This is a genomic window from Edaphobacter sp. FHG110511_03 (genome assembly GCF_059115365.1).
The window spans coordinates 270,450-289,889 of sequence record NZ_JBZYWL010000003.1; the positions used below are offsets into that span (position 1 = coordinate 270,450).

General features: G+C 59.5%; 21 protein-coding genes and 1 pseudogene. 7 read left to right on the top strand and 15 right to left on the bottom strand.

Features of this window, described 5'->3' with window-relative positions; genetic code table 11:
• Nucleotides 1–183 precede the first annotated feature (183 nt).
• Nucleotides 184–1,572, top strand: a complete 1,389-nt coding sequence (locus AC5S26_RS14510) for a carboxypeptidase-like regulatory domain-containing protein (protein WP_494185620.1) — start codon at nt 184–186, stop codon at nt 1,570–1,572.
• Nucleotides 1,503–2,576 (top strand): annotated as a pseudogene (locus tag AC5S26_RS14515) (outer membrane beta-barrel protein). The gene AC5S26_RS14510 and the pseudogene AC5S26_RS14515 overlap by 70 nt, the downstream one beginning before the upstream one ends.
• A gap of 24 nt (nt 2,577–2,600) precedes the next feature.
• Here the strand turns inward: AC5S26_RS14515 and AC5S26_RS14520 are convergent.
• The 11 genes from AC5S26_RS14520 to AC5S26_RS14570 form a co-directional block, all read right to left on the bottom strand.
• On the bottom strand, nt 2,601–4,580 hold the full coding sequence (locus tag AC5S26_RS14520) for a DUF4097 family beta strand repeat-containing protein (RefSeq protein WP_494185621.1): 1,980 nt from the start codon (nt 4,578–4,580) through the stop codon (nt 2,601–2,603).
• 6 nt (nt 4,581–4,586) lie between these two features.
• Nucleotides 4,587–5,888 (bottom strand): B-box zinc finger protein, encoded by a 1,302-nt coding sequence (locus AC5S26_RS14525; RefSeq protein ID WP_494185622.1) that lies wholly within the window; start codon nt 5,886–5,888, stop codon nt 4,587–4,589.
• A complete protein-coding gene (locus AC5S26_RS14530) occupies nt 5,885–6,865 on the bottom strand; it encodes an anti-sigma factor family protein (RefSeq protein WP_494185623.1) in 981 nt (326 codons plus the stop codon). Before AC5S26_RS14530 ends, AC5S26_RS14525 begins: the two co-directional genes overlap by 4 nt.
• Before the next feature lie 24 nt (nt 6,866–6,889).
• Entirely contained in the window at nt 6,890–7,696 is an 807-nt protein-coding gene (locus AC5S26_RS14535) for an RNA polymerase sigma factor (protein WP_494185624.1), read from the bottom strand.
• A gap of 75 nt (nt 7,697–7,771) precedes the next feature.
• The gene (locus tag AC5S26_RS14540; protein ID WP_494185625.1) at nt 7,772–8,296 is read right to left on the bottom strand and encodes a superoxide dismutase family protein; all 525 of its coding nucleotides are present in this window, start codon (nt 8,294–8,296) and stop codon (nt 7,772–7,774) included.
• 87 nt (nt 8,297–8,383) lie between these two features.
• Nucleotides 8,384–8,989, bottom strand: coding sequence for a thymidine kinase (locus AC5S26_RS14545; protein WP_494185626.1), 606 nt, complete (start codon nt 8,987–8,989; stop codon nt 8,384–8,386).
• Nucleotides 8,990–9,074: 85 nt separating this feature from the next.
• A complete protein-coding gene (locus tag AC5S26_RS14550; protein ID WP_494185627.1) occupies nt 9,075–9,431 on the bottom strand; it encodes a YbjQ family protein in 357 nt (118 codons plus the stop codon).
• Between the two features lie 40 nt (nt 9,432–9,471).
• A complete protein-coding gene (trpD, locus tag AC5S26_RS14555; protein WP_494185628.1) occupies nt 9,472–10,515 on the bottom strand; it encodes an anthranilate phosphoribosyltransferase in 1,044 nt (347 codons plus the stop codon).
• Nucleotides 10,516–10,662: 147 nt separating this feature from the next.
• A complete protein-coding gene (locus AC5S26_RS14560; protein ID WP_494185629.1) occupies nt 10,663–11,514 on the bottom strand; it encodes an NAD(P)H-binding protein in 852 nt (283 codons plus the stop codon).
• A 29-nt stretch (nt 11,515–11,543) separates the two neighbouring features.
• Nucleotides 11,544–11,843 (bottom strand): anthrone oxygenase family protein, encoded by a 300-nt coding sequence (locus AC5S26_RS14565; protein ID WP_494185630.1) that lies wholly within the window; start codon nt 11,841–11,843, stop codon nt 11,544–11,546.
• On the bottom strand, nt 11,756–12,070 hold the full coding sequence (locus AC5S26_RS14570) for an anthrone oxygenase family protein (RefSeq protein WP_494186130.1): 315 nt from the start codon (nt 12,068–12,070) through the stop codon (nt 11,756–11,758). Before AC5S26_RS14570 ends, AC5S26_RS14565 begins: the two co-directional genes overlap by 88 nt.
• 95 nt (nt 12,071–12,165) lie before the next feature.
• On the opposite strand from AC5S26_RS14570, the gene AC5S26_RS14575 reads away from it, so the two are divergent.
• Nucleotides 12,166–13,092 (top strand): AraC family transcriptional regulator, encoded by a 927-nt coding sequence (locus AC5S26_RS14575; protein WP_494185631.1) that lies wholly within the window; start codon nt 12,166–12,168, stop codon nt 13,090–13,092.
• A 36-nt stretch (nt 13,093–13,128) separates the two neighbouring features.
• Here the strand turns inward: AC5S26_RS14575 and AC5S26_RS14580 are convergent, their stop codons facing one another.
• Nucleotides 13,129–13,539, bottom strand: a complete 411-nt coding sequence (locus AC5S26_RS14580) for a zinc-binding dehydrogenase (protein ID WP_494185632.1) — start codon at nt 13,537–13,539, stop codon at nt 13,129–13,131.
• Nucleotides 13,540–13,605: 66 nt separating this feature from the next.
• On the opposite strand from AC5S26_RS14580, the gene sucC reads away from it, so the two are divergent.
• Together sucC and sucD are read left to right on the top strand one after the other, a co-directional pair.
• Nucleotides 13,606–14,784, top strand: coding sequence for an ADP-forming succinate--CoA ligase subunit beta (gene sucC, locus AC5S26_RS14585; RefSeq protein ID WP_494185633.1), 1,179 nt, complete (start codon nt 13,606–13,608; stop codon nt 14,782–14,784).
• Complete coding sequence (gene sucD, locus AC5S26_RS14590) at nt 14,784–15,659, top strand: succinate--CoA ligase subunit alpha (protein ID WP_494185634.1); 876 nt, start codon at nt 14,784–14,786, stop codon at nt 15,657–15,659. The genes sucC and sucD overlap by 1 nt, the downstream gene beginning before the upstream one ends.
• A 2-nt stretch (nt 15,660–15,661) precedes the next feature.
• Here the strand turns inward: sucD and AC5S26_RS14595 are convergent, their stop codons facing one another.
• Complete coding sequence (locus tag AC5S26_RS14595) at nt 15,662–15,823, bottom strand: hypothetical protein (protein WP_494185635.1); 162 nt, start codon at nt 15,821–15,823, stop codon at nt 15,662–15,664.
• Between the two features lie 85 nt (nt 15,824–15,908).
• On the opposite strand from AC5S26_RS14595, the gene ndk reads away from it, so the two are divergent.
• Nucleotides 15,909–16,325: a nucleoside-diphosphate kinase gene (ndk, locus tag AC5S26_RS14600; RefSeq protein ID WP_494185636.1), complete on the top strand. Its 417-nt coding sequence runs from the start codon at nt 15,909–15,911 to the stop codon at nt 16,323–16,325.
• Between the two features lie 75 nt (nt 16,326–16,400).
• Here the strand turns inward: ndk and AC5S26_RS14605 are convergent, their stop codons facing one another.
• On the bottom strand, nt 16,401–16,808 hold the full coding sequence (locus AC5S26_RS14605; RefSeq protein ID WP_494185637.1) for a GNAT family N-acetyltransferase: 408 nt from the start codon (nt 16,806–16,808) through the stop codon (nt 16,401–16,403).
• Nucleotides 16,809–16,912: 104 nt separating this feature from the next.
• The gene (locus tag AC5S26_RS14610) at nt 16,913–18,136 is read right to left on the bottom strand and encodes an SGNH/GDSL hydrolase family protein (RefSeq protein ID WP_494185638.1); all 1,224 of its coding nucleotides are present in this window, start codon (nt 18,134–18,136) and stop codon (nt 16,913–16,915) included.
• 201 nt (nt 18,137–18,337) lie between these two features.
• Between AC5S26_RS14610 and AC5S26_RS14615 the strand changes: the two genes are divergently transcribed.
• Nucleotides 18,338–19,438 (top strand): aldose epimerase family protein, encoded by a 1,101-nt coding sequence (locus AC5S26_RS14615; protein ID WP_494185639.1) that lies wholly within the window; start codon nt 18,338–18,340, stop codon nt 19,436–19,438.
• The last annotated feature ends 2 nt before the right edge of the window (nt 19,439–19,440 follow it).

Here is a 19,440-nt window from a genome sequence, read left to right on the forward strand (position 1 = left end):
TGGTGCCTGATTCAACGCAAAAAATCCCATATTTCGGAATATGGAGTTCCTTTCTATTCCTTCTCGGCATGAAGGAGGAACCTCAATCTTGACAGTGCCATTTTCGACTCCCTATACCTTGCCCGAAAACTAAAACAACTCAGGAGCTTTCCGTTCTGGGCGTCTCTGATCTTCCTTTGTCTGATGTCCACCTCGGCCTTCGCTCAGAATACCGATGCCAGTCTCTCGGGATCTGTCCTTGACTCGACGGGAGCTGCCATCCCGCAAGTCAAGATCACTCTCACCAATGACGACACTCGTCTAAGTCAGTCGGTCGTCAGCAGCGACAGCGGCAACTTTGTACTCACTCCATTGCCTCCCGGTCACTATACCGTCTCTGCCGAACGCGACGGGTTCCGTCGCCACGTTCAATCCGGCATTCTCCTTACCGTCGCCCAGAAAGCCACTCTCAACCTGACTCTTCAGGTCGGCAACGCGAGTGAAATCGTAAGCGTCAATTCGACACCGGAGATGATCAATGCGACCTCCCCGGATCTGAGTACGATTGTCGACGCGCGGGCGATCCAGGAGCTCCCGCTTAATGGACGCGACCCCTCCACGCTCGTCCTGCTGGCCCCAGGAATGACCAACGGTCTTCGCCTGGGTGTCCTGCAGGCGACGAATTCCTTTCCCGGTGAGACCGGCGCGTCCTCTTCGGGGGCCGCTCCGGAAGCACGTATTACCTTCTCGATGGTGCTCGCAACATCGATACCTACAACCTCCTCGCCGCTCCCTTTCCCAATGCGGACGCCACGCAGGAGTTTCGTGTCACAACGAACAATTTCGATGCCCGCTATGGAATTTGCGCCCGGCGCTGTCGTTAGCATCCAGACCAAGAGCGGCACGAATGCCTTTCATGGGGGGGCATTCGAGTTCCTGCGCAACGATGCCTTCAACGCTCGCAACTGGTTCAATAAATCCATCGACACTCTAAAACGCAACCAATTTGGAGCGTTCCTGGGCGGCCCCATCATCGCCGACAAGCTTTTCTTTTTCACGAACTATCAGGGAACTCGTTCCATAAGCACATCGGCGGACAGTCATACCAATGCTCCTACGCAGGCGATGCTCAATGGCGACTTCACTGCCGTTCCCAAAACGCTTGCCGGAGGATTTGTCGGCAACAGAATAGACCCCAAGCTCTTCAGCCCCGGAGCTCTGGCACTCGTGAAGAATGTTCCCCTCGGACAGGATCCCGCTACGGGCATCGTCTACTATTCAAGTCCTGTCACGCGCGTCCCTCTTAATGAGGGAACTGCAAGAATTGACTGGCAGGTGAATCAGGCCCAGCGACTCTCCGTCCGCAGCTTTATTGGTCGCTTCTCCCGGCCGCAGGGCTCGATTCCCGGCAATATCGTTACCGCAGTCCTTGGGGATGATGGCAGGTACTGGAATGAGGCGTCAATCATACCTGGATCCTTAGTCCCAGAATGGTCAACTCTTTTTCGGCTGCGTGGATTCGCATGGACTTCGTCTCCGGGGCACAGCAGCTTGACGCGAATGGCAATCCTATCTGCCTCTCGCAGTTTGTAAAGATCTCCGATCCCATCTCTCCTCCTCTGACGATCAGTACGAGCTTTTCCCGCAACTTCCGTCTGGCGATCACCCAGAGCTGGAACTTCTCAGTCGAGCAGCAGTTTACGCGCGACATCGCCATCCATCTTGCGTATTTCGGAAATGAAAGCTACCACCTGCTCACGCCGGTCGAGCGTAACCCCGGCATCTACTGTGCCGTTGCCAATACCTTCTGCTCTGTGAGCGGCGCCCGTTCTACGTTTCCACAGTTCGGCTCCATTACGGAGTACAACACCGCAGGAACAGCCAACTATCAGTCTCTGCAGGCCGGTATCGAAAAGCGTATGCGCTACGGCCTTCAGCTTCAATCGAACTTCACCTGGTCGAAGACATTCGATGTCACCACACTCGGAACCGACGTCCTTTCAAGCGTCCCCAATCCGTTTGATATTCGCTTCAACCACGGCCTTTCCGACATGAATGTGCCATACACGCTGGTGACGCACTTCGTTTACACCACACCCTCTCTGTCACGGCACGGTTTTCTTATCCGTCAGGTTCTGGGGCAGTGGCAGGGAAGCGGCATCTGGCAGACCGCTTCCGGAAAGCCCTTCAGCATCTCCGGAGGCAACGGGAATAATCGTTCTGCTTCCTAGGTGGGTCGCGATCGGGCCGATGTAACGGGACTTCCTTATCGAGTCCACGAAGGTTCTCGGGATAACTGGCTGCAGCATTACTACAGCACGGCCGCATTCCGAACGAATGTTCTTGGCACCTTCGGCAATTCGCAGCGCAATCTCTTCAACGCACCCTGGATCAACTCCTGGGATCTGGGAATCGCGAAGAGCTGGCATGTCTACGAAAGCTACGTGCTCCAGTTTCGTTGGGAGGCGTTCAATGCCTTCAACCATCCTACGTTCGCTGGTCCCAATACCGATCCGACCAGCGCCAGAGGCGGCCAGATCACATCGAACAGCAGCACCCCCCGAGTGATGCAGGGAGCCCTCAAGCTTACCTTCTAATTCAGCTACAGGGCTTTGTCTGATTTATTTGTTGCGAACCGTTGCGTCGCGATCGGCAGCGGCCTTATTGGCGTCACGTTCGGCCTCGCGCAGTCGGCTGTCGATCTCGGAGCTGGAGAGTGCATGGCCGCTTGGGCTGCTGCCACTGCGGGAGCCATCGGCGCCGATGATAATTTTGGTGCCGTCTTTGCCGCGGTAAGTCTTCGCGCCAGAAGCCTCTACGGTGTAGCGGGTTCCATCTGCTCCCTGATAGATACGGGAGCCGTCGGCGCCTGTCGTGAGGTGAGTTCCCTTGTTGTCGTAAATACTGGAGCCATCGGTACGGATGTTGATGTGGAGCCCGTTCTTGTCGCTGATGATGGAAGACCCATCGCTGCTTTTGATGTTGACGCCCTCTTTGCCAATGATCACCGAGGAACCATCATTATCCCGGATTGAGATTGGGGCAGGAGGCGCCGGTGGGGCCGGGGGCATCGGCGCGACTGAAGCCTTCTTGAGTGAGATATCTCCCTGGCTGGTGGAGATCCGTACCAGCGGGCCGCCTTTGCCGACCATTCCGTTGTAGCTCTTGTGATTGCTGTCCTCATTGCCCTGCTGAGGAAGAGAGAAGTCGTTTTCGAGGTCGCCGTTGGTGGTGTCGGCCTGCACGGAGAAGCTGGCCTTCTCAGGAAGTGTGAGGTCAACCGAGCCGTTGCGGTTTTCGATGGTGATGTTGCCGAGCGGGGGAGCTCCGGTCAAATCGACTGAGCCATTTCGGTTCGTGATCGAGACGTCGCCGGTGATGCGTTCCAGGCTGACATTTTTGTTGCCCGTAGCAAGCGTGAAGGGACCGGCAGCGCGATCGGCGGAGATGTCGGAAGAACTGATCTCGCTTTCGCCGTCCAGGCGGGTGAAACGCATCTCGGTACGGCTGGTATGGAAGCGAACGTCGCCGGTGATGTGCTCAAGGTGTGTGGTCCCGAAGAACTCCCCAGTCATCGATGCCGGGCCGGAAACGTCGGAGAAAGTGAGGTCGCGAGCGCGGCCTTCCACGGTGACTGGCCCGGTGGCGCTGTGCACCGAGAACGAGGAGTCGCCGTTGTTGATGCGCGTACTGATGGGGCCGGAGATGGCGGTGAGAGAAACATCGCCGTGATTGGCCGTGACGGTTACAGGAGCCTTGATGGAGGCGGCATGGATGTCTCCCCGGTTCGCCGTGACCGTGACGGGGGCCGAGGGAGGAAGCGTAATACTGAGATCGGCGCGCGCCCCCTCAATCGAGGGGACAGTGAGACGCAGGGTTCCGGTTGGAGTATCCGTGTCGAATGTTGGCGAGAGTTGCTGGGCGCGAGTATTCGCCTCGGAATCAGAGCGCGTGTAGACCTGTTTGTGAACCTGGACGTGGACCTGCTGATCGTCGCTGGTACCAGCGATGATGACGTCGCCGCGAGGATTGTTGATCGTCAGCCCGCTCCCCTGAGGCAGAGCCTGGGAGAGAGTTTGATCGCTCTCGTGCTTATCCCCCAGAAACTCGTCCATGTTGTCCGGGTTCAGGTTGAAGGTCCTACTGAAAGCCCCTCCGCGAAAGCCGCTGAAGGTGACCCCTAGGATTCCGATGAGAAGCAGAAGCGTGAAGACGCCGCCGCCGAGAGAACGCCTTCGATACTGTGGCTCTTCGGAGTGAAAGTACTGGTCCCATCCCCATTCCAGCAGCATGATGACGCCGATGCAGATCAGCAGCAGCGGCCACCAGCGCCCATACCAGTCCCAGAAGAAGCGTGCTGACATGCGGCCGGTCTGAATCAGGAAAAAGATGATGCCGGTTGTGATAATCAGCAGCGGCCCCACGATGGAACTCCGCCGCGTACTGCGGAGCTGGGCGCGGTAAGCAGCCTGCTGCGCGCGAAGATAGCTGCGTTGGTAGCGTGCCTGTTCCTTCATGGCGCGGCGCTGATATCGCCAGTCGCCCTGGGGTGGAGGGTACTGTCCGGGAGGTGGAGGATAGGGCGGGGTCTGGTTTGCCATCTTCGTTCAGCGCCCTTCCTGGTTGGACTGGTTCGAGGGGGAGGCCTGCGTTGATGGGGGAACCACGGAGACCGGATTAGGTGGAGCTGTCGGAGGCACAGGTGGTCCCGGATAGACCGGAGGCACAGAAGCTTGGCTGTAAAGAGTCTTCTCCGCGAGGATCATCACGCCCGCCACAATGATGAACAACGGCCAGCTGCTTCCCCAGGAGAGAATGTTGAAGGCTGAGAGAAAGAACATGATTCCAACCAGAATCACCCAGATGGAGCCGCGCAGAGCGCTGAAGAGGCGCATCCGGTAGAGAGGTGAGCCGTCGTCTGCAAGCGTCCCTCCCAGGGCTGTCATCTTGTAATAGAAGAGCCACAGCCCCAGCCCGATTAGGAAGATGGGAAAAAGCCGGTGTACGGGAAAGCCATGGAACAAGCCAGTATTGCCAATCAGAAAGATCGCGCCCAGACCGATAAGCCAGATTGCTCCGGTTGGAAAACGATTTCGCGGATAGGCCGCGTTGGGATCGAAGGCAGGTGGCTGCGCGGCATAAGCAGATCCCATGTAAGCGCTGTTATAGGGGGAACCCGGGAAATTGTCAGCCGGAGCCCCCCAGCCGGCTCCGGGAGGCGGATAGCTGGATGGTGGCGGCGGATAAGCTACTGCGTCTGCGGGCGCGGCTTCAGGAGCGGTGTAAGCTGTCGAGGCTGCCGGACTGGCATTCGCAGAAGAGCTGGTGGCGGTCCATGATTTTCCAAAGCCTAGCCGATCGCCAAGGTCGTTGAGCCCGAAGGGATTGGGCAGAGGGGTGGCGTCGCGGCGTGCTCGCGCCGTCTGATACGCCTCGAAAACCTGGTAGAAGACCCAACCGGCGACGAAGAGACCAAAGATGCCGTGTTCATCCGCAAGGCTGACGAGAACCGCAAAGACGATCAGGTGGACGATCCCTTTGGCATACTGCCCGTTGTACATCGCTCCCACGCCTGGGATAAAGCCAAGCAGCGCGGCCAGGCCGGGATTCGGCGCTCCAGCCGCGGAAGGGGGCGGAATGGAGCCGTTGACGGTGTATCCAGTAGCTGGATCTGTATAGGCGTAGCTCCCTCCGGTGGCGGAGGTGGTGAAGTTGACGCCCCCAACGTTGCCGGAAGCATACCCGGCACCGGCTGTGGGTGGTGGCTGAGTGCCAGCGAGTCGAGCTTCAAGGCAGGGCTCACAGAAGACAGCAGTCCCGATGACGCGGGCGCACTCCTGGCACAATGCCTTACCGCAGTTCTGGCAGAAGGCGATTCGTTCTCGCTCTGGATGATTGGCGCAGTTCATGCCTGTCCCCCTTGCTCGACTGAGTTGAAAACCGTGGGAGTAAAGAAAGTAGAAACCTTCCGGCGCTCATGGACGGGTTCGGGGGATGAACCGGGATGAACGAGCGAAGCAGTGAACTCAAGCGAATGATCAAGTCCAAGGCTGCGGCTGCTGCCAGACCGCGGCCGGGGATTGGATCGTTTCTGCTCCTCTTGATTCGGATCGTTTCGGTGCTGGTCCTCAGAGGGATTGCTCTGAGCGGGGGCCGGGGTGGTCACCTGCGGGGCCGGGGCAGTGTTTGAATCGCTATCGCGTTGCAGATCGCGTACCCGCGACTCCAGTTCATAGACGACGCGGAGGTTGTCGATGGAGCGGACCACCCGTGCGTTGGTGTCGTAGAAGGTGCGCTTGAGGCTGGACGGGGTGAAGTCACTGGCGCGAAGGTCGGTGATGCGAACTCCCGTCAGATTGAGCGTAAGTGCAATCGAGAAGAAGGCCATCGCTGCCGTCATCGCCAACCGTGGCTGCATGAGCGTGTGCCGGACGTTGGCAAGCTTGAAAGCTCCGGTGAGCCGCTTGTGAAAGGGCAGAACCTTGCGTGAGGCGTAGGCGGTTCCCGGGATGTACGCACCAGGAATGCCCGATACAGTTGCCGGTACGGTCATGGAACCGCTCAACAGGCCTTTTTGTTGTGCTATCGAGGATACGGCGAGGTCGGCCGCCGGGCCCGTGGTGGCGAGGATGCGCTCCAGCAGCGATGCTGAGGGCTGGGGCCGGGAGCCATGCAGCTTTGCAAGGAGGTCAACTCCCAGTTTCGTGTCGATGAACATGCGTGAGCAGTCCGGGCAGATTGCCAGGTGGCGGTCGAAGACGGACTGATCTTCCGCCGAGAGGGTCCTGTCGAGGGCATCGGTCAGCATAGCCTCGCACTGGGCGCAGTGAGTCGGGTCCGGAGACCGTGAGGGTTGCGCGTTACCGAACTGATTGAACTCTGCCACCTGAAACCACCTCGCCTTCTATCGTTACATCATCTGTTGTTTTTCTATACGTTGTAACAGCCTTGCAAGTTCCCCGCGACCCCGACTGATACGGCTTTTCACGGTCCCTTCCGGAATCCGCAGAACCTGGGCGATCTCCTTGTAATCCATATCTTCGAGGTCACGCAGAATAACAGCTTCGCGTAGCTCCGGAGAGAGCTGTTTCAGGGCTTCCTGGATGCGCGTCTTAAGCTCCAGGCTGGCGAATTGCTGCTCCTGGGACTCCCGCGTGTCGGCGAGACGGTCAGCCATCGTGGGGCTGTCCTCTTCTCCATCGAAGCTCGCATCCAGCGAATCGGAGGCGCGGTCCAGTCGCGTGCGGCGGAAGTGATCGACAAGGAGATTGCGGGCCAGCGTTGTAATCCAGGTCTGGAAGCTGCCCTTCTGCAGATCGAAGCTCGCCAGGTTTTTGTAGAGCTTGAGGAAGACGTCCTGGGTCAGGTCCTCGGCATCCGTCGCAGAACCCGTGAAGCGATAGCAGATCGCGTAGATGCGCCGGTGTTGCGTCACGACAAGCTGCTGCCATGCCTGGGCATCGCCGGCGATACACTGCCGAACCAGTCGGGCTACAGCTTCCTGTGCGGCTTCCTGTTCCGGGGTGCGCTCTAACATGGCCTCAACTGGCTTTAACGGTTGTATGAGTTTACCGCGTGAACCGGTCGGAGTTGCAGGAATGGAGCCAGGGTTATACGGGGCGGAACGGGCCACGCGGTGATTGAGGGATACAACGCGAGTGGTCCGGCCAGTAACGCGTCGGCCGGTAACGGGAAGCGCAATGGAAAGGACGCCCATGCAGGTCTATACGCAGGGGCGTCCGGGATGGTTCAGTAGCTCAAAAGATCAATCGATATCGATCTATTTAGAAGCCTATTTAGGAGCCGTAATGACTCCGCATGCGATCCGGCCGCCAGCGTTCCCCGTGGGATCCGTCTTCATGTCGTCCGCCTTCTCATGGACCATGATGGAGGTGCCCCCATTGGCAAAGATGGAATCGGCGGCTGAGGGGTCAAGAGACAGATAATCTACGGTGAAGGCGGCAGTTCCGATGCCGTTGGCGGCGACGGTCACATTCTGGGGCAGGTCCCCGTTGTGGTGGCCCATCGGGTTTTCCGTACCGTGCTTCTTTTCAGCGGGATTGAAGTGGCCTCCGGCAGTCTTGAAGTCAGGAGCGTCACAGGCGGCATGCTCGTGGACGTGAACGGCATGCTCTCCTGCGGGAAGGTTCTTCAATTTCAGCTTGATGGCGACTTTGTTGCCCTTTGCAGGGGAAAAGCTGGCGGTACCGGCATCCTGTCCAGTGCTGGTCTTTAGGGGAACAGTTACGCCTTTGGGCTTCGCCAGGGCTGGCACGGTAAGAAGACTGACGGCAAGGGCGGCGGCGGTAAGACGCATATTTATTTTTCTCCTGCTTGATATAGATGCTGGACGAGTAGGGAGAAGGATACCGTAGCAGCCCCGTTTATTTGTCTTTGTAGCCGGTTATCGGGTAGAAGGCAGCTCCAGCTGTTCGGATTGAAGCTCGTCGACCCAGGGGCGGAAGTGAGCCCGGCAGCGCGCTTCATAGAGCCCGGCTGCTCCGACCACAACGAGCTCCTGGCTCTGGCCCAGCCGTTGGGTATGGATGGCGGGAGCGCCGCAGACCATGCAGACCGCCGAGAGCTTGGTGACCTCATCAGCAATAGCCATCAGGTCGGGAACGGGACCGAAGGGCTCATTCGCGAAGGTGGTGTCAAGACCGGCGAAGACGACGCGCTTGCCCAGGTGCACAAGCTCAAGGGCGAGCGGAAGAATGGCTTCCGAGAAAAACTGCACCTCGTCGATTCCAACCACTTCAATTTCATCGAGTTGGGGAAAGAGCGCAGCGCGAAGCTCCTCGACCGTCGCTACGGTCGAGGCATCATGAGTCTGCGAGCTGTGGCTGGCGATGGCGGTGCGGTGATAGCGGAGATCGATATCCGGTTTGAAGCAGGCGACGCGCTGGCGGGCAATCCGGGCGCGCTTCAGGCGGCGGATCAGCTCTTCGGACTTTCCAGAGAACATGGGGCCGGTGATGATCTCGATGCGGCCGGGAGGGACTGTGGTCATTAGCCCCATCTTAAACGCCGGCCCCTCACAAGCTTGTGGATTTCAGGGGTCGAAAATGGGTAACCGGTGTTCCTGTTTTAGATGGTTACTGGCGCTCGACAACGACGGCTGTCCCGTAAGCCAGAACCTCGGTGACTCCTTGCATCAGCTCGTTGGCGTCGTAGCGTGCGGCGACGATAGCGTTGGCTCCGCGCTCCGAGGCGTGCTGCATCATCATCACGAAGGCGTCCTGCCGGGTCTTCTCGCAGAGCTGCGAGAGCAGGGTGATATTGCCGCCGAGGATGGTCTGGAAGCTGGCGCCGAGGGTTCCGAAGATGGAGCGCGACCGAACCACGATGCCACGGACCACGCCGAGATTGCGGACGATGCGGTAGCCCGGCAGCTCGAGCGCAGTCGTCACCATGGAGACATCGAGGAGTGCGGGCGGAGGCATGGAAGACATGGCAGTCGTTTCCTGAATGTGAAATGCGTGCCCGCTGATTCTATGTCCCGCTGCGGAGCCGGTCGAGAAGTTTCGTCACCGCGCCGGAGTCGATGGTGTGCGCTGCCAGCGCGATTCCAGTAGCAAGATCCGGAGCAAGATCGGCTGCAACCAGCACTGCGGCGGCGTTGAGCAGAACGATCTCGCGGCGGGGCCCGGGCTCGCCAGAGAAGATGGCGGTAAGGATTCCGGCGTTCTCGTGAGAGTCGCCACCGGCGAGCGTCTCCATGGGAGCACGCGTGAGGCCGACGTCTTCGGGGGTGAGGGTGGAGAGGGTTACGACTCCGTTGCGAACCTCGGCCAGATGGGTGGGGCCGGAGATGGAGATCTCATCCAGCCCACGGACAGTCCCGTCCGCACCTTCGGCGGTTCCATGGACGACGAAGGCATGGCGGGTTCCGAGCAGCGCCATCGTCTGCGCGACCAGGGGAACGGCGGACTGCGCATAGACTCCCATGACCTGCGCGGAAGCTCCGGCAGGATTGGTAAGCGGTCCAAGGAGATTGAAGACGGTGCGAACGCCGAGGGCACGGCGGACGGGCATCACGGCCTTCATCGCGGGATGGAGCGAAGGCGCGTGCAGAAAGGCGAACCGGTGCACGCGCAGAGCGGCGGAGGCTTCGGCCGGAGTGAGATCGACCGGGATCCCGAGGGCTTCAAGAACATCGGCGGAGCCGCACTGCGAGGTGATGGCGCGGTTGCCGTGCTTGGCGATGGTGGCTCCGGCGGCGGCAGCGACCAGCGCTGAGGCGGTGGAGATGTTGAAGGTGCGGCTGGCGTCCCCTCCGGTGCCGCAGGTGTCCACCAGAAGCGCCTGTTCGTCGGCATCGAGCGGAACCCGGGTCACGGCGGATCGCATGACGTCGACGAAGCCCGCGACCTCTTCGGGAGTCTCACCGCGAGCGGCCAGCGCGCCGACGAGTGCAGCGATCTCAATATCGGTAAGAGCCCCGGCGAGGATCTGCTGCATCAGCTCCCGGGCCTGCTCGCGGGACAAGGTGGAGCGGCCCTCGATGAGGTGCTTGAGATGAGGCTGGAGAGGCATGAGTTAAAGGGTAACAGGGACGCATCCTGCAAAAAGATACAGGGATTCTTCGACTCGCTTTGCTCGCTCAGAATGACGACGGAGGGAGGATGCAGAAGAGGATCCCTGACCGAGTGATCCAAGCGGGCCCTTCAATAGAACACCGCGCTATTGCCAGGCGGAGGCGTGGTCCCGGGCGTACTGGGTGAATGTACGGGGTGGATGTCCTGTCAGTTTCTCCACGTCGAGGGATATTCCTGCCGCTGCGCCGTCACGGGTAGGGCCGAACAGACCGGTGATGTACTTCGCGTCTTCGAGAGGAAGGCCCGCTTTCAGCAGCGATTGCATGAAAGCGTCGTCTTCGAGCGGAACGTAGTCGATCCTGCGTCCGATGATGGTCGAGAGAGTGGCCGCAGCTTCCGCGTAGGTGAGAGCCTGCGGTCCTGTGAGGGTGAAGGTGCTTCCGTTGAGATGGTCGCCTCGCAGGGCTGCCGAGGCTGCCGCTGCGATATCCCGAGAATCGATGAAGGAGGTACGGGAATCCCCTGCGGGCAAAGGGATTATGCTCGCCTGCGCGATGGGATCGAGCCACAAGGTGTGGAAGTTATCCATAAACCAGTTAGGTCGGAGGATTACGAAGGGTCTTCCGGAGCCGATGACCGCATCCTCGACAGGGTGCAAAGGATCGTTTGAATCGAATTCGACGCTGGCCGAGCTCATCAGGACGATCTTGCATCGGCTGCGGCTGGCGGCTTCGATGAATGGAGCCATGAAGGTGTACGGAGCCCCGGGGAGAGACGGCTGAGGCTCGAGCAGGAAGACGCGGTTGCAGGTCTCGAGCGCGGGCTCGAAGGTGGAGGGATCGGTGTAGTCGAAGAGAACAGGTTCGACCCCAGGGGTGGGGGCAAAGCTGTCAGGGTTTCGAGTGGCGGCGCGGACCTGTTCCCCTGCTTGCAGGAGCTGCTGGGTAAGGGCCTGACCTACTTTACCGGTGCTGCCTAAGACGAGGATCTTCTGCATGGGTTTCTCCTTGTTTTGTGCGTTCGTTGTCATTTGGTTTCGATCCTGCCGGTTCCCATCCGATAGATAGCTGTGGTGAAGGACATGGACGCAGCGAGGGCGCCGACGGTTCTTACGTGGTTCCATGCGATCCAGCTGGAAAGGAATGACGTCCAGAAGTTCGTTCCTTCGGAGCTCGCGGGATCGATCTTTGCAAGAGCATCGTTCAGCGGCACGTTGAATCCGAACGTCGCGGCCATCGTCACGCCGAGATAGAGCAGGCTTCCGGCGATCTGATATCCGGCACCCGATTCCTGGCGGCGCAGGATCGCTCGAATGCCAAGACGCACAGCGTGGCGGTCCCAAAGAGCTGAATGGCAAAGGACAGGTTGATGACCGAGACGTTGATGGACTGCATGGCGGCGATGCCCTGCACGGGAGGCAGCCGGCTTAACGCCTTCATGACGAAGCTCGAGAAGGCGAAGAAGACTCCCCCCACCGAGCCTGTGCCGAGCGCAGCCAAAAAGGTCAGGATCAGGAGTAGAGAGCGAGGTTTCGGGGTCGTGGTCGCGTTCATGAGCCAACTCTAGAAGGGGTTAGCGAGGCGATCCATGTGACAGAGTCTCCCATTCATTGCTATCCGTCTCATCGCCGGGCTAGAGTTGAGGCGTTATGGACGACGTGCTGACAGATTGGCTTCGCGAGATCGAGACCAATGCGGTGGTGCTTTGCCGCAGCCGGATGCCGGCTCCCTGGGGAATGAAGATCTCGGCACGCGAAGGCGTGATGTTTCATATCGTTACCGAGGGAGCGTGTTGGCTGCGGCGTCCGGAGGCCGATCCGCTTCGATTGTCCGAGGGCGACCTTGTGCTGTTGCCGCAGGGGCTGGATCACGATGTCGTGGATGATCCCGCAAGCAAGGCGGAACCGCTTGGCGCGTTTCTTTCGAAGCCGTCGTTTCCTCCGAACGGAAGTCCCACGACGACGCTGATTTGCGGGGTCTACCTGGCCGATGTGGAGCTCGCGCATCCCATGCTTCTTGCGCTGCCCCCAGTAATGCACTTTGCGGCCAGGACCGTGCAGGCGACACCGCCGCTGGCATCTACCCTTGCGCTGCTGCGAGCGGAGATCGAAGCTCCCTCGCCGGGAAGCGAGGCCCTGGTTCAGCACCTGTTCGACGTACTGTTCGTGTACATCGTGCGCGCCTGGACCGATGAGGGCTCTTTAGAGAGACGGGGATGGCTCTCGGCGCTGAAGGAGCCGGCGCTCTCTAAGGCCATGGCGAGAATTCACGCCGAACCGGCGAAGACATGGACGGTGGGAACGCTGGCCCGCGAAGCGGGTCTGTCCAGGGCTGCATTTGCCCGCCGATTTGCCGAGCAGGTAGGGGAGCCGCCGCTGTCTTATCTGACGCGGTGGCGCATGATCGTCGCCTCGCGCCTGCTGAACAGCAGCGGAGCGTCGCTGGCTGAGGTTGCCGAACGGGTGGGCTATGAGTCGGAGTTTGCCTTCAGCCGCGCCTTCAAGCGAAGCCGGGGAGTCTCGCCCGCACGATTCCGGCAGATGAGATGTCCCCGGGAAGAGCCCGCTCTGACGTGAACAAAGCCCCTCCCTCCGGGACAAAGGAAACTACGATCAGGCGGCGGGCTTCAAAATGATCTTGCCCTGCGGGTGACCTTCCTCGGCCTCCTGCTGCGCTTCGCGGACCTGATCGAGAGGCATGACTTTAGCGACGGGAATAAGAAGGCTGCCGCGCGAGACATCGTCGGCGAGCTGGTAGAGACGTGAGGCATCCGGCTCGGCCATCATGTTCCTGATCTGTATGCCGAGCTTATCGGCGCTCTTCGAGGGAGTGAGGACAGTCCCGAACACTCCTCCTGCCTTCAGGGCCTTGAGAGCGCGTTGAGCGACGGCTCCCCCAACGGTGTCGGCGATAGCATCGAGATCGTGAAGCCTGCGAAGCGCGATTGCACCGCGGGGCTGCAGGAAGCCGGATTCTAGGAAAATTGACCTACACGACGGCGATAACCGCACTGTTGTTCGCATTTCGCATTGCGGGTGCTTGTTTCGGTCCGCTACACTTTTTGCGCGGGCGGAATAAACGAAACCTCTATGAAAATTCACGAATATCAGGCAAAAGAGATTCTGCGTAAGTACAACGTGCCGGTTCCGAGCGGCGAGATGGTCTCGACGCTGGAAGAGGCAGACAGGGCCGCCAAGGACCTTTTCGACAAAGGCAACGCGGTGGTGGTGGTGAAGGCGCAGATCCATGCCGGAGGCCGCGGTAAGGGCGGCGGCGTGAAGGTGGTCAAGTCGCTGGACGATGCCTCGAAGGCCTCGAAGGCGATCCTGGGGATGCAGCTGGTGACCCACCAGACCGGTCCACAGGGCCAGAAGGTGCAGCGTTTGCTGGTCGAAGAGGGTTCGGCGATCGACCGCGAGCTCTATCTCGGCATCGTGCTCGACCGCGCTGCGGCTCGCCTGGTCTTTATGGCATCGCAGGCAGGCGGCATGGAGATTGAGGAGGTCGCGCATGCGACTCCTGAAAAGATCTACAAGGAATACATCGACCCTGCCATCGGGCTGCAGCCATATCAGGCGCGCAAGCTGGCATTCAAGCTGGGGCTGAAGCCGACGCAGATCGGGCAGGCGACGTCGTTCATGCTCGGGTTGTACAAGGCGTTTATTGAGACCGACTCAACGCTGATGGAGATCAATCCCTTCATCACGACGAAGGACGACAAGTTGTTGGCTCTGGACTGCAAGATCAACTTCGACGACAACGCGATGTTCCGTCACAAGGACCTGAAGGAACTGCGCGACCTGGCGGAAGAAGATCCCCTTGAGGTGGAGGCGTCGAAGTTTGCGCTGAACTACATCAAGCTGGACGGCAACATTGCCTGCATGGTGAACGGAGCAGGCCTGGCGATGGCGACGATGGACATCATCCAGTATGCCGGCGGCTCAGCGGCGAACTTCCTCGATGTAGGCGGTGGAGCGAACCAGGAGCAGATCGAGAACGCCTTCGGCATCCTGCTGAGCGACCCGAATGTGAAGGCAATCTTCATCAATATCTTCGGCGGAATTCTGCGGGTGGACGTGCTGGCGACGGCAGTGGTAGCGGCGGCGAAGAAGCTCAATGTGCAGCTGCCGATCATCTTACGGCTGGAAGGCACGAACGTGGAGGAAGGTCGCAAGATTCTCGCGGAGTCGGGCTTGAAGTTCGAAGTGGGCACAACAATGAAGGAAGCGGCCGATCTGGCCGTCGCAGCCGCGAAAGGTGGTAAGTAATGGCAGTTTTGGTCGACAAGAATACGCGGCTGATCGTGCAGGGAATCACCGGGCGTGAGGGAACCTTTCACGCGAAGGGCTGCGCTGAGTACGGCACGAAGGTTGTGGGTGGAGTAACTCCGGGCAAGGGCGGCACAACGCACGAGGGCTGGCCGGTCTTCAACACCGTCGAAGAGGCGGTGAAGGAGACGGGCGCGAATGTCTCGGTGATCTTTGTGCCTCCGCCCTTTGCCGCGGATGGAATCCTCGAGGCTGCGGCTGCCGAGGTTCCGCTGGTGATCTGCATCACCGAGGGGATTCCGGTGCTCGACATGATCAAGACCTGGGAGGTCGTGAAGCAGTCGAAGTCACGGCTGATCGGGCCGAACTGCCCGGGCGTGATCTCGCCGGGTAAGGCCAAGGTTGGCATCATGCCGGGGCGGATCCACAAGGAAGGCTCTGTCGGCATCGTCTCGAAGTCGGGCACGCTGACCTACGAGGCGGTGTACCAGCTGACGACGCGCGGCATCGGGCAGTCGACGGCGATCGGCATCGGCGGCGACCCGATCATCGGAACCACGCACATCGACGCGCTGAAGCTGCTGAACGAGGACCCGGAGACCGAGGCCATCATCATGATCGGCGAGATCGGCGGTTCGGCGGAAGAGGCTGCGGCGAAGTACATCAAGGAGAACGTGAAGAAGCCGGTGGTTGGCTTTATCGCGGGCCAGACGGCTCCTCCGGGACGCCGCATGGGCCATGCCGGGGCGATCATCTCGGGCGGCGAAGGAACGGCCGCGGAGAAGATGAAGGCCATGACCGAAGCCGGAATTACCGTGGTGAAGTCGCCGGCGGAGATCGGCGAGGCCATGGCGCGGGTACTGGGGAAGGCCTAAGGCTATCTTTGCTGGCGCCGGTAGAAGAAGCCGGCGGCCAGAAAGACCATGGCCACCAGAAAGGCGAGCTGGGCGTGCTGCATCGAGTGGAAATGGAGGCTGATGAGGCCGTCCACCACCCATGCGGCAAAACCGACGAACCATATCCATGCGAAATTCCGCATAGGGCTATGATGCACCATGTTCACGTGACTTTGGCTACCGTGTTCTACACTAATTTGAGCACCCAAACAGCAAGGGAGAACTACGTTGTCACAGCGCACATTCAGCATCATCAAGCCGGACGCGGTCAAAAAGGGACACGCCGGTGCCATCCTGGCCGAGATTGAGAAGGCCGGATTCAAGATTGTTTCGATCAAAAAAGTTTCGATCTCCAAGGCTCAGGCCGAAGGTTTCTATTACGTCCACAAAGAGCGGCCGTTTTTCGGCGAACTGACTGAATTCATGTCGAGCGGCCCGATCTTCCCGATGGTCCTCGAAAAGGACAATGCCATTGCCGACCTGCGCAAGCTGATGGGCGCGACCAACCCGGCTCAGGCCGAAGAGGGAACCATCCGCAAGAAGTTCGCGGCTTCGATCGGCGAGAACGCGATCCACGGATCGGACGCCGAGGACACTGCGGCATTCGAGATCGGCTACTTCTTCGCAGGGTTCGAGCTGAAGTAGTTTCGAAGTTTCAAGATATAGGCGGTTCGCGGGCAAATGCCTGACGAACCGCCTTTTTGTTTCTAACGGTTGAATTTAAAGCTGTTTGCGAAAGTGGATACAGCGATCGACGACCTCAAAACCTAAAGCTTCATGGGAGTTTTGAGAGATCGTCTCATCGATCCAGGTATCGGAGGCCATCTCTTTGCAGCCTTGGCTGCTGGCCCAGTCCTCGGCGCCGTGCATCAGTGCCCGTCCGATGCCTCGTCGTCGAAATGCCTCGAAAACAAACCATCCCTCAACAAAACCTACGGGATGCGCCGGATCGCAGCCGTCTGCATGAGAACGCAGACCCACCTGCAAAAAACCTGCGAGCCGTCCCGTGCCATCCTCCGCAACAAAGATCGTCGCCGGGAGAGTCCCGGACATACGAGTTTTGAGAAGCAGGTCAATCTCGGCTCGATGCTCCTTTTCAGTTGCGTCGGGCCAAAGGGCAGCACACATGATTGCGATTGCTGCTGCGTCGTTTAAGGAGGCAGATCGGACTGACGGATCGGACATGGTGGATGAAAGATCCTCCATGTACGATCCGTCGTCAAGTCCGCTGGTTATTTGGTGAAAAGTTTGAGGTCGATGGCGTTGCCCATGGACTTGTAACCGGCATCGCTGGGGTGGAGATGATCGCCGCTGTCGGCTGCGCTTAAAAAGGCGGTCGGGTTCGCAGGGTCCTGTGTGGCCTTTTCGAAATCGATAAACCCGTCGAGCTGATTGCTTGTGCGAATCCAGCGGTTGACTGCCTGAACCATGGCTTCGCCTGCCGGCGAGGAGTACTTTGCGCCGACATATGGCGTCAGCGTGGCGCCGTAAACTTTGATGCCATGGGTGTGGGCGCGCGCGGCGAGTTGGGAAATCCCGGCGATCAGATCCTCTGCCGAGACCACATCGTAAGGCTTGACGGGGTCCTGCGCGTGGCCAATATCGTTGATGGACTCAAGGATGATGAGGTACTTCACGCCAGCCTGTGCCAGAACGTCGCGGTCGAAGCGAGCCAGGGCGCTTGGGCCCGTGTTGTCGTGGAGAATGCGGTTTCCGCCAATGCCCTCGTTCAGCACGCCTAATTTCCGGGTCTTCTTGTCCGCCTGCAAACGCTGGGCGAGGATATCGGGCCAGCGTTGGTTGGTGTCGCGAGTACTGTGCGCGCCGTCGGTGATGCTGTCGCCAAAGGTGACGATGGCCGCGCTCTTGTCGTCTGCGCGAACATCGATGCCTTTGAGAAAAGGCCAATCCGTGATCTCTGTAGGGGTTTCTAACGACTTTGCTCCAGAGACGCTCCCGGGAGAGGTGTAGCTGGTCTGGTCGGCGAAGCCGTGGTGGGTCGCCTGCTGAATTGCCTGGGCGGGCAAGACGAAGCTCACGGCGACATCCGAAAGGGGAGAAAGTTTCAGGGCCACCGGATCGCTGACCGCGAGCGCTCCTGCCGGAATGGTGATGGACGAGGCTCCGCTGAAGGTGACCTGGCGGGCGGTGGCGACATCGATCTCGCTGCCCTTTGCGCGAAGGGCGATATAGGCCGAAGTAATGGTCAGGGGGGCGAGACCAAATTCGTTGGTGAGGATAATGCGCGAGGAGTCTCCGCCGAGAGACGTGTGCACGATCTCGCGATAGGTGGTTTCGACGGCGCCATACTTTTCAGGGGCGTTGGGCAGGGCGACCGGAGAGGTGGCCCAGGTTCCTACCCAGTGGTCTTCCGCCGCGGAGGCGGAGAGTGGAAAGCCGGTCAGAAGAAGGAAAAGGGCCGTAGAAAGGACAGTAATTCTCTTGTGCAGGTTCATGAGCTTCCTTGAGAGAAAATTCTTGACGGTCCATGCTACCGCTAATCCCATCCGCAAGACATCGGGCTTCCCGGGCTATTTGGCTGGACACGACTTCTTGGAACCCGAGCGGGTGAAGTATAGTTGCGAGGTTGATGTGAGATGTCTGTTGAGGATTGTGAAATCGACATGAAAGAGCTGAGGGGCCGGAGAATAATGACGATGCGATGGCTAACAGTTATGCTGCTTAGCATGACAACTGCGATAGCTGCACATGGATCGGTGACGAAGGCATCGTTTGGCACTACGCCGGACGGGACTGCAGTAGATATCTACACTTTGAAGAGCGATGCCGTTGAGGCTCGCATCATGACGTACGGGGCGCGCATCGTCTCGATCAAGACAGCGGATAAAAATGGCAAGATCGCCGATGTGGTGCTCGGGTACGATTCGTTGGCTGGCTATCTCGCGGACAAGAAGACGTATTTTGGCGCCGTCGTTGGACGCTATGGGAACCGCATCGCGAAGGGCGAGTTTAAGCTGGACGGCAAGACCTACCATTTGCCCACGAACAATGGCGTGAACTCGCTGCACGGTGGGACCGTGGGTTTCGATCAGCTGGTATGGAAGGGCCGCGAGATCCCAGATGGCGTGGAGATGACCCTGGTGAGCAAGGACGGCGATCAAGGGTATCCCGGCACCCTGACGGCGCATGTTCGCTACACACTGCACCAGAATGCCCTGCGGATCGACTACAGCGCCTCGACCGATAAGGACACGGTGGTGAACCTGACCAACCATTCCTACTTCAACCTGGGCGGACGCGGAAGCGGAACGATCCTGAACGAAGAAATCATGATCGGCGCCGACAAGTACACGCCGGTAGACAAAGGACTGATCCCTACGGGAGAGCTCGCACCGGTTGAAGGAACGCCTTTCGACTTCCGCAAATCCACCGTGATCGGCAAGCGGATCAACGACGACTACCCCCAACTCAAGCTGGCTGGAGGCTATGACCACAACTGGGTTCTGCGCGGATCGAACGGTGAAGTGAAGACAGCCGCCCGCGTCTATGATCCCGCCACGGGGCGTGTCCTTACGGTCACGACGACGGAGCCGGGCGTGCAGTTCTATGCGGGTGTCTCGCTGGACGGGTCGTTCAAGAGTCCGCAGGGATGGGCTTACGCAAAGAACACGGCCCTCTGCCTGGAGACGCAGCACTTTCCCGATTCGCCGAACCATCCTTCCTTTCCAACGACGGAGCTGAAGCCTGGACAGGCAAGACACAGCACAACCACCTTCACCTTTTCGACACAGAAATAGGT

Coding starts and splice junctions, on each gene's coding strand:
- AC5S26_RS14550 (WP_494185627.1), bottom strand. CDS start 9,431: ATGTCTTCCATGCCTCCGCCCGCACTCCTCGATGTCTCCATGGTGACG.
- AC5S26_RS14510 (WP_494185620.1), top strand. CDS start 184: ATGTCCACCTCGGCCTTCGCTCAGAATACCGATGCCAGTCTCTCGGGA.
- trpD (WP_494185628.1), bottom strand. CDS start 10,515: ATGCCTCTCCAGCCTCATCTCAAGCACCTCATCGAGGGCCGCTCCACC.
- AC5S26_RS14525 (WP_494185622.1), bottom strand. CDS start 5,888: ATGAACTGCGCCAATCATCCAGAGCGAGAACGAATCGCCTTCTGCCAG.
- sucC (WP_494185633.1), top strand. CDS start 13,606: ATGAAAATTCACGAATATCAGGCAAAAGAGATTCTGCGTAAGTACAAC.
- AC5S26_RS14535 (WP_494185624.1), bottom strand. CDS start 7,696: ATGGGCGTCCTTTCCATTGCGCTTCCCGTTACCGGCCGACGCGTTACT.
- AC5S26_RS14610 (WP_494185638.1), bottom strand. CDS start 18,136: ATGAACCTGCACAAGAGAATTACTGTCCTTTCTACGGCCCTTTTCCTT.
- AC5S26_RS14575 (WP_494185631.1), top strand. CDS start 12,166: ATGGACGACGTGCTGACAGATTGGCTTCGCGAGATCGAGACCAATGCG.
- AC5S26_RS14560 (WP_494185629.1), bottom strand. CDS start 11,514: ATGCAGAAGATCCTCGTCTTAGGCAGCACCGGTAAAGTAGGTCAGGCC.
- AC5S26_RS14545 (WP_494185626.1), bottom strand. CDS start 8,989: ATGACCACAGTCCCTCCCGGCCGCATCGAGATCATCACCGGCCCCATG.
- AC5S26_RS14615 (WP_494185639.1), top strand. CDS start 18,338: ATGCGATGGCTAACAGTTATGCTGCTTAGCATGACAACTGCGATAGCT.
- AC5S26_RS14520 (WP_494185621.1), bottom strand. CDS start 4,580: ATGGCAAACCAGACCCCGCCCTATCCTCCACCTCCCGGACAGTACCCT.
- AC5S26_RS14605 (WP_494185637.1), bottom strand. CDS start 16,808: ATGTGTGCTGCCCTTTGGCCCGACGCAACTGAAAAGGAGCATCGAGCC.
- AC5S26_RS14595 (WP_494185635.1), bottom strand. CDS start 15,823: ATGCGGAATTTCGCATGGATATGGTTCGTCGGTTTTGCCGCATGGGTG.
- AC5S26_RS14580 (WP_494185632.1), bottom strand. CDS start 13,539: ATGCGAACAACAGTGCGGTTATCGCCGTCGTGTAGGTCAATTTTCCTA.
- AC5S26_RS14540 (WP_494185625.1), bottom strand. CDS start 8,296: ATGCGTCTTACCGCCGCCGCCCTTGCCGTCAGTCTTCTTACCGTGCCA.
- AC5S26_RS14570 (WP_494186130.1), bottom strand. CDS start 12,070: ATGAACGCGACCACGACCCCGAAACCTCGCTCTCTACTCCTGATCCTG.
- sucD (WP_494185634.1), top strand. CDS start 14,784: ATGGCAGTTTTGGTCGACAAGAATACGCGGCTGATCGTGCAGGGAATC.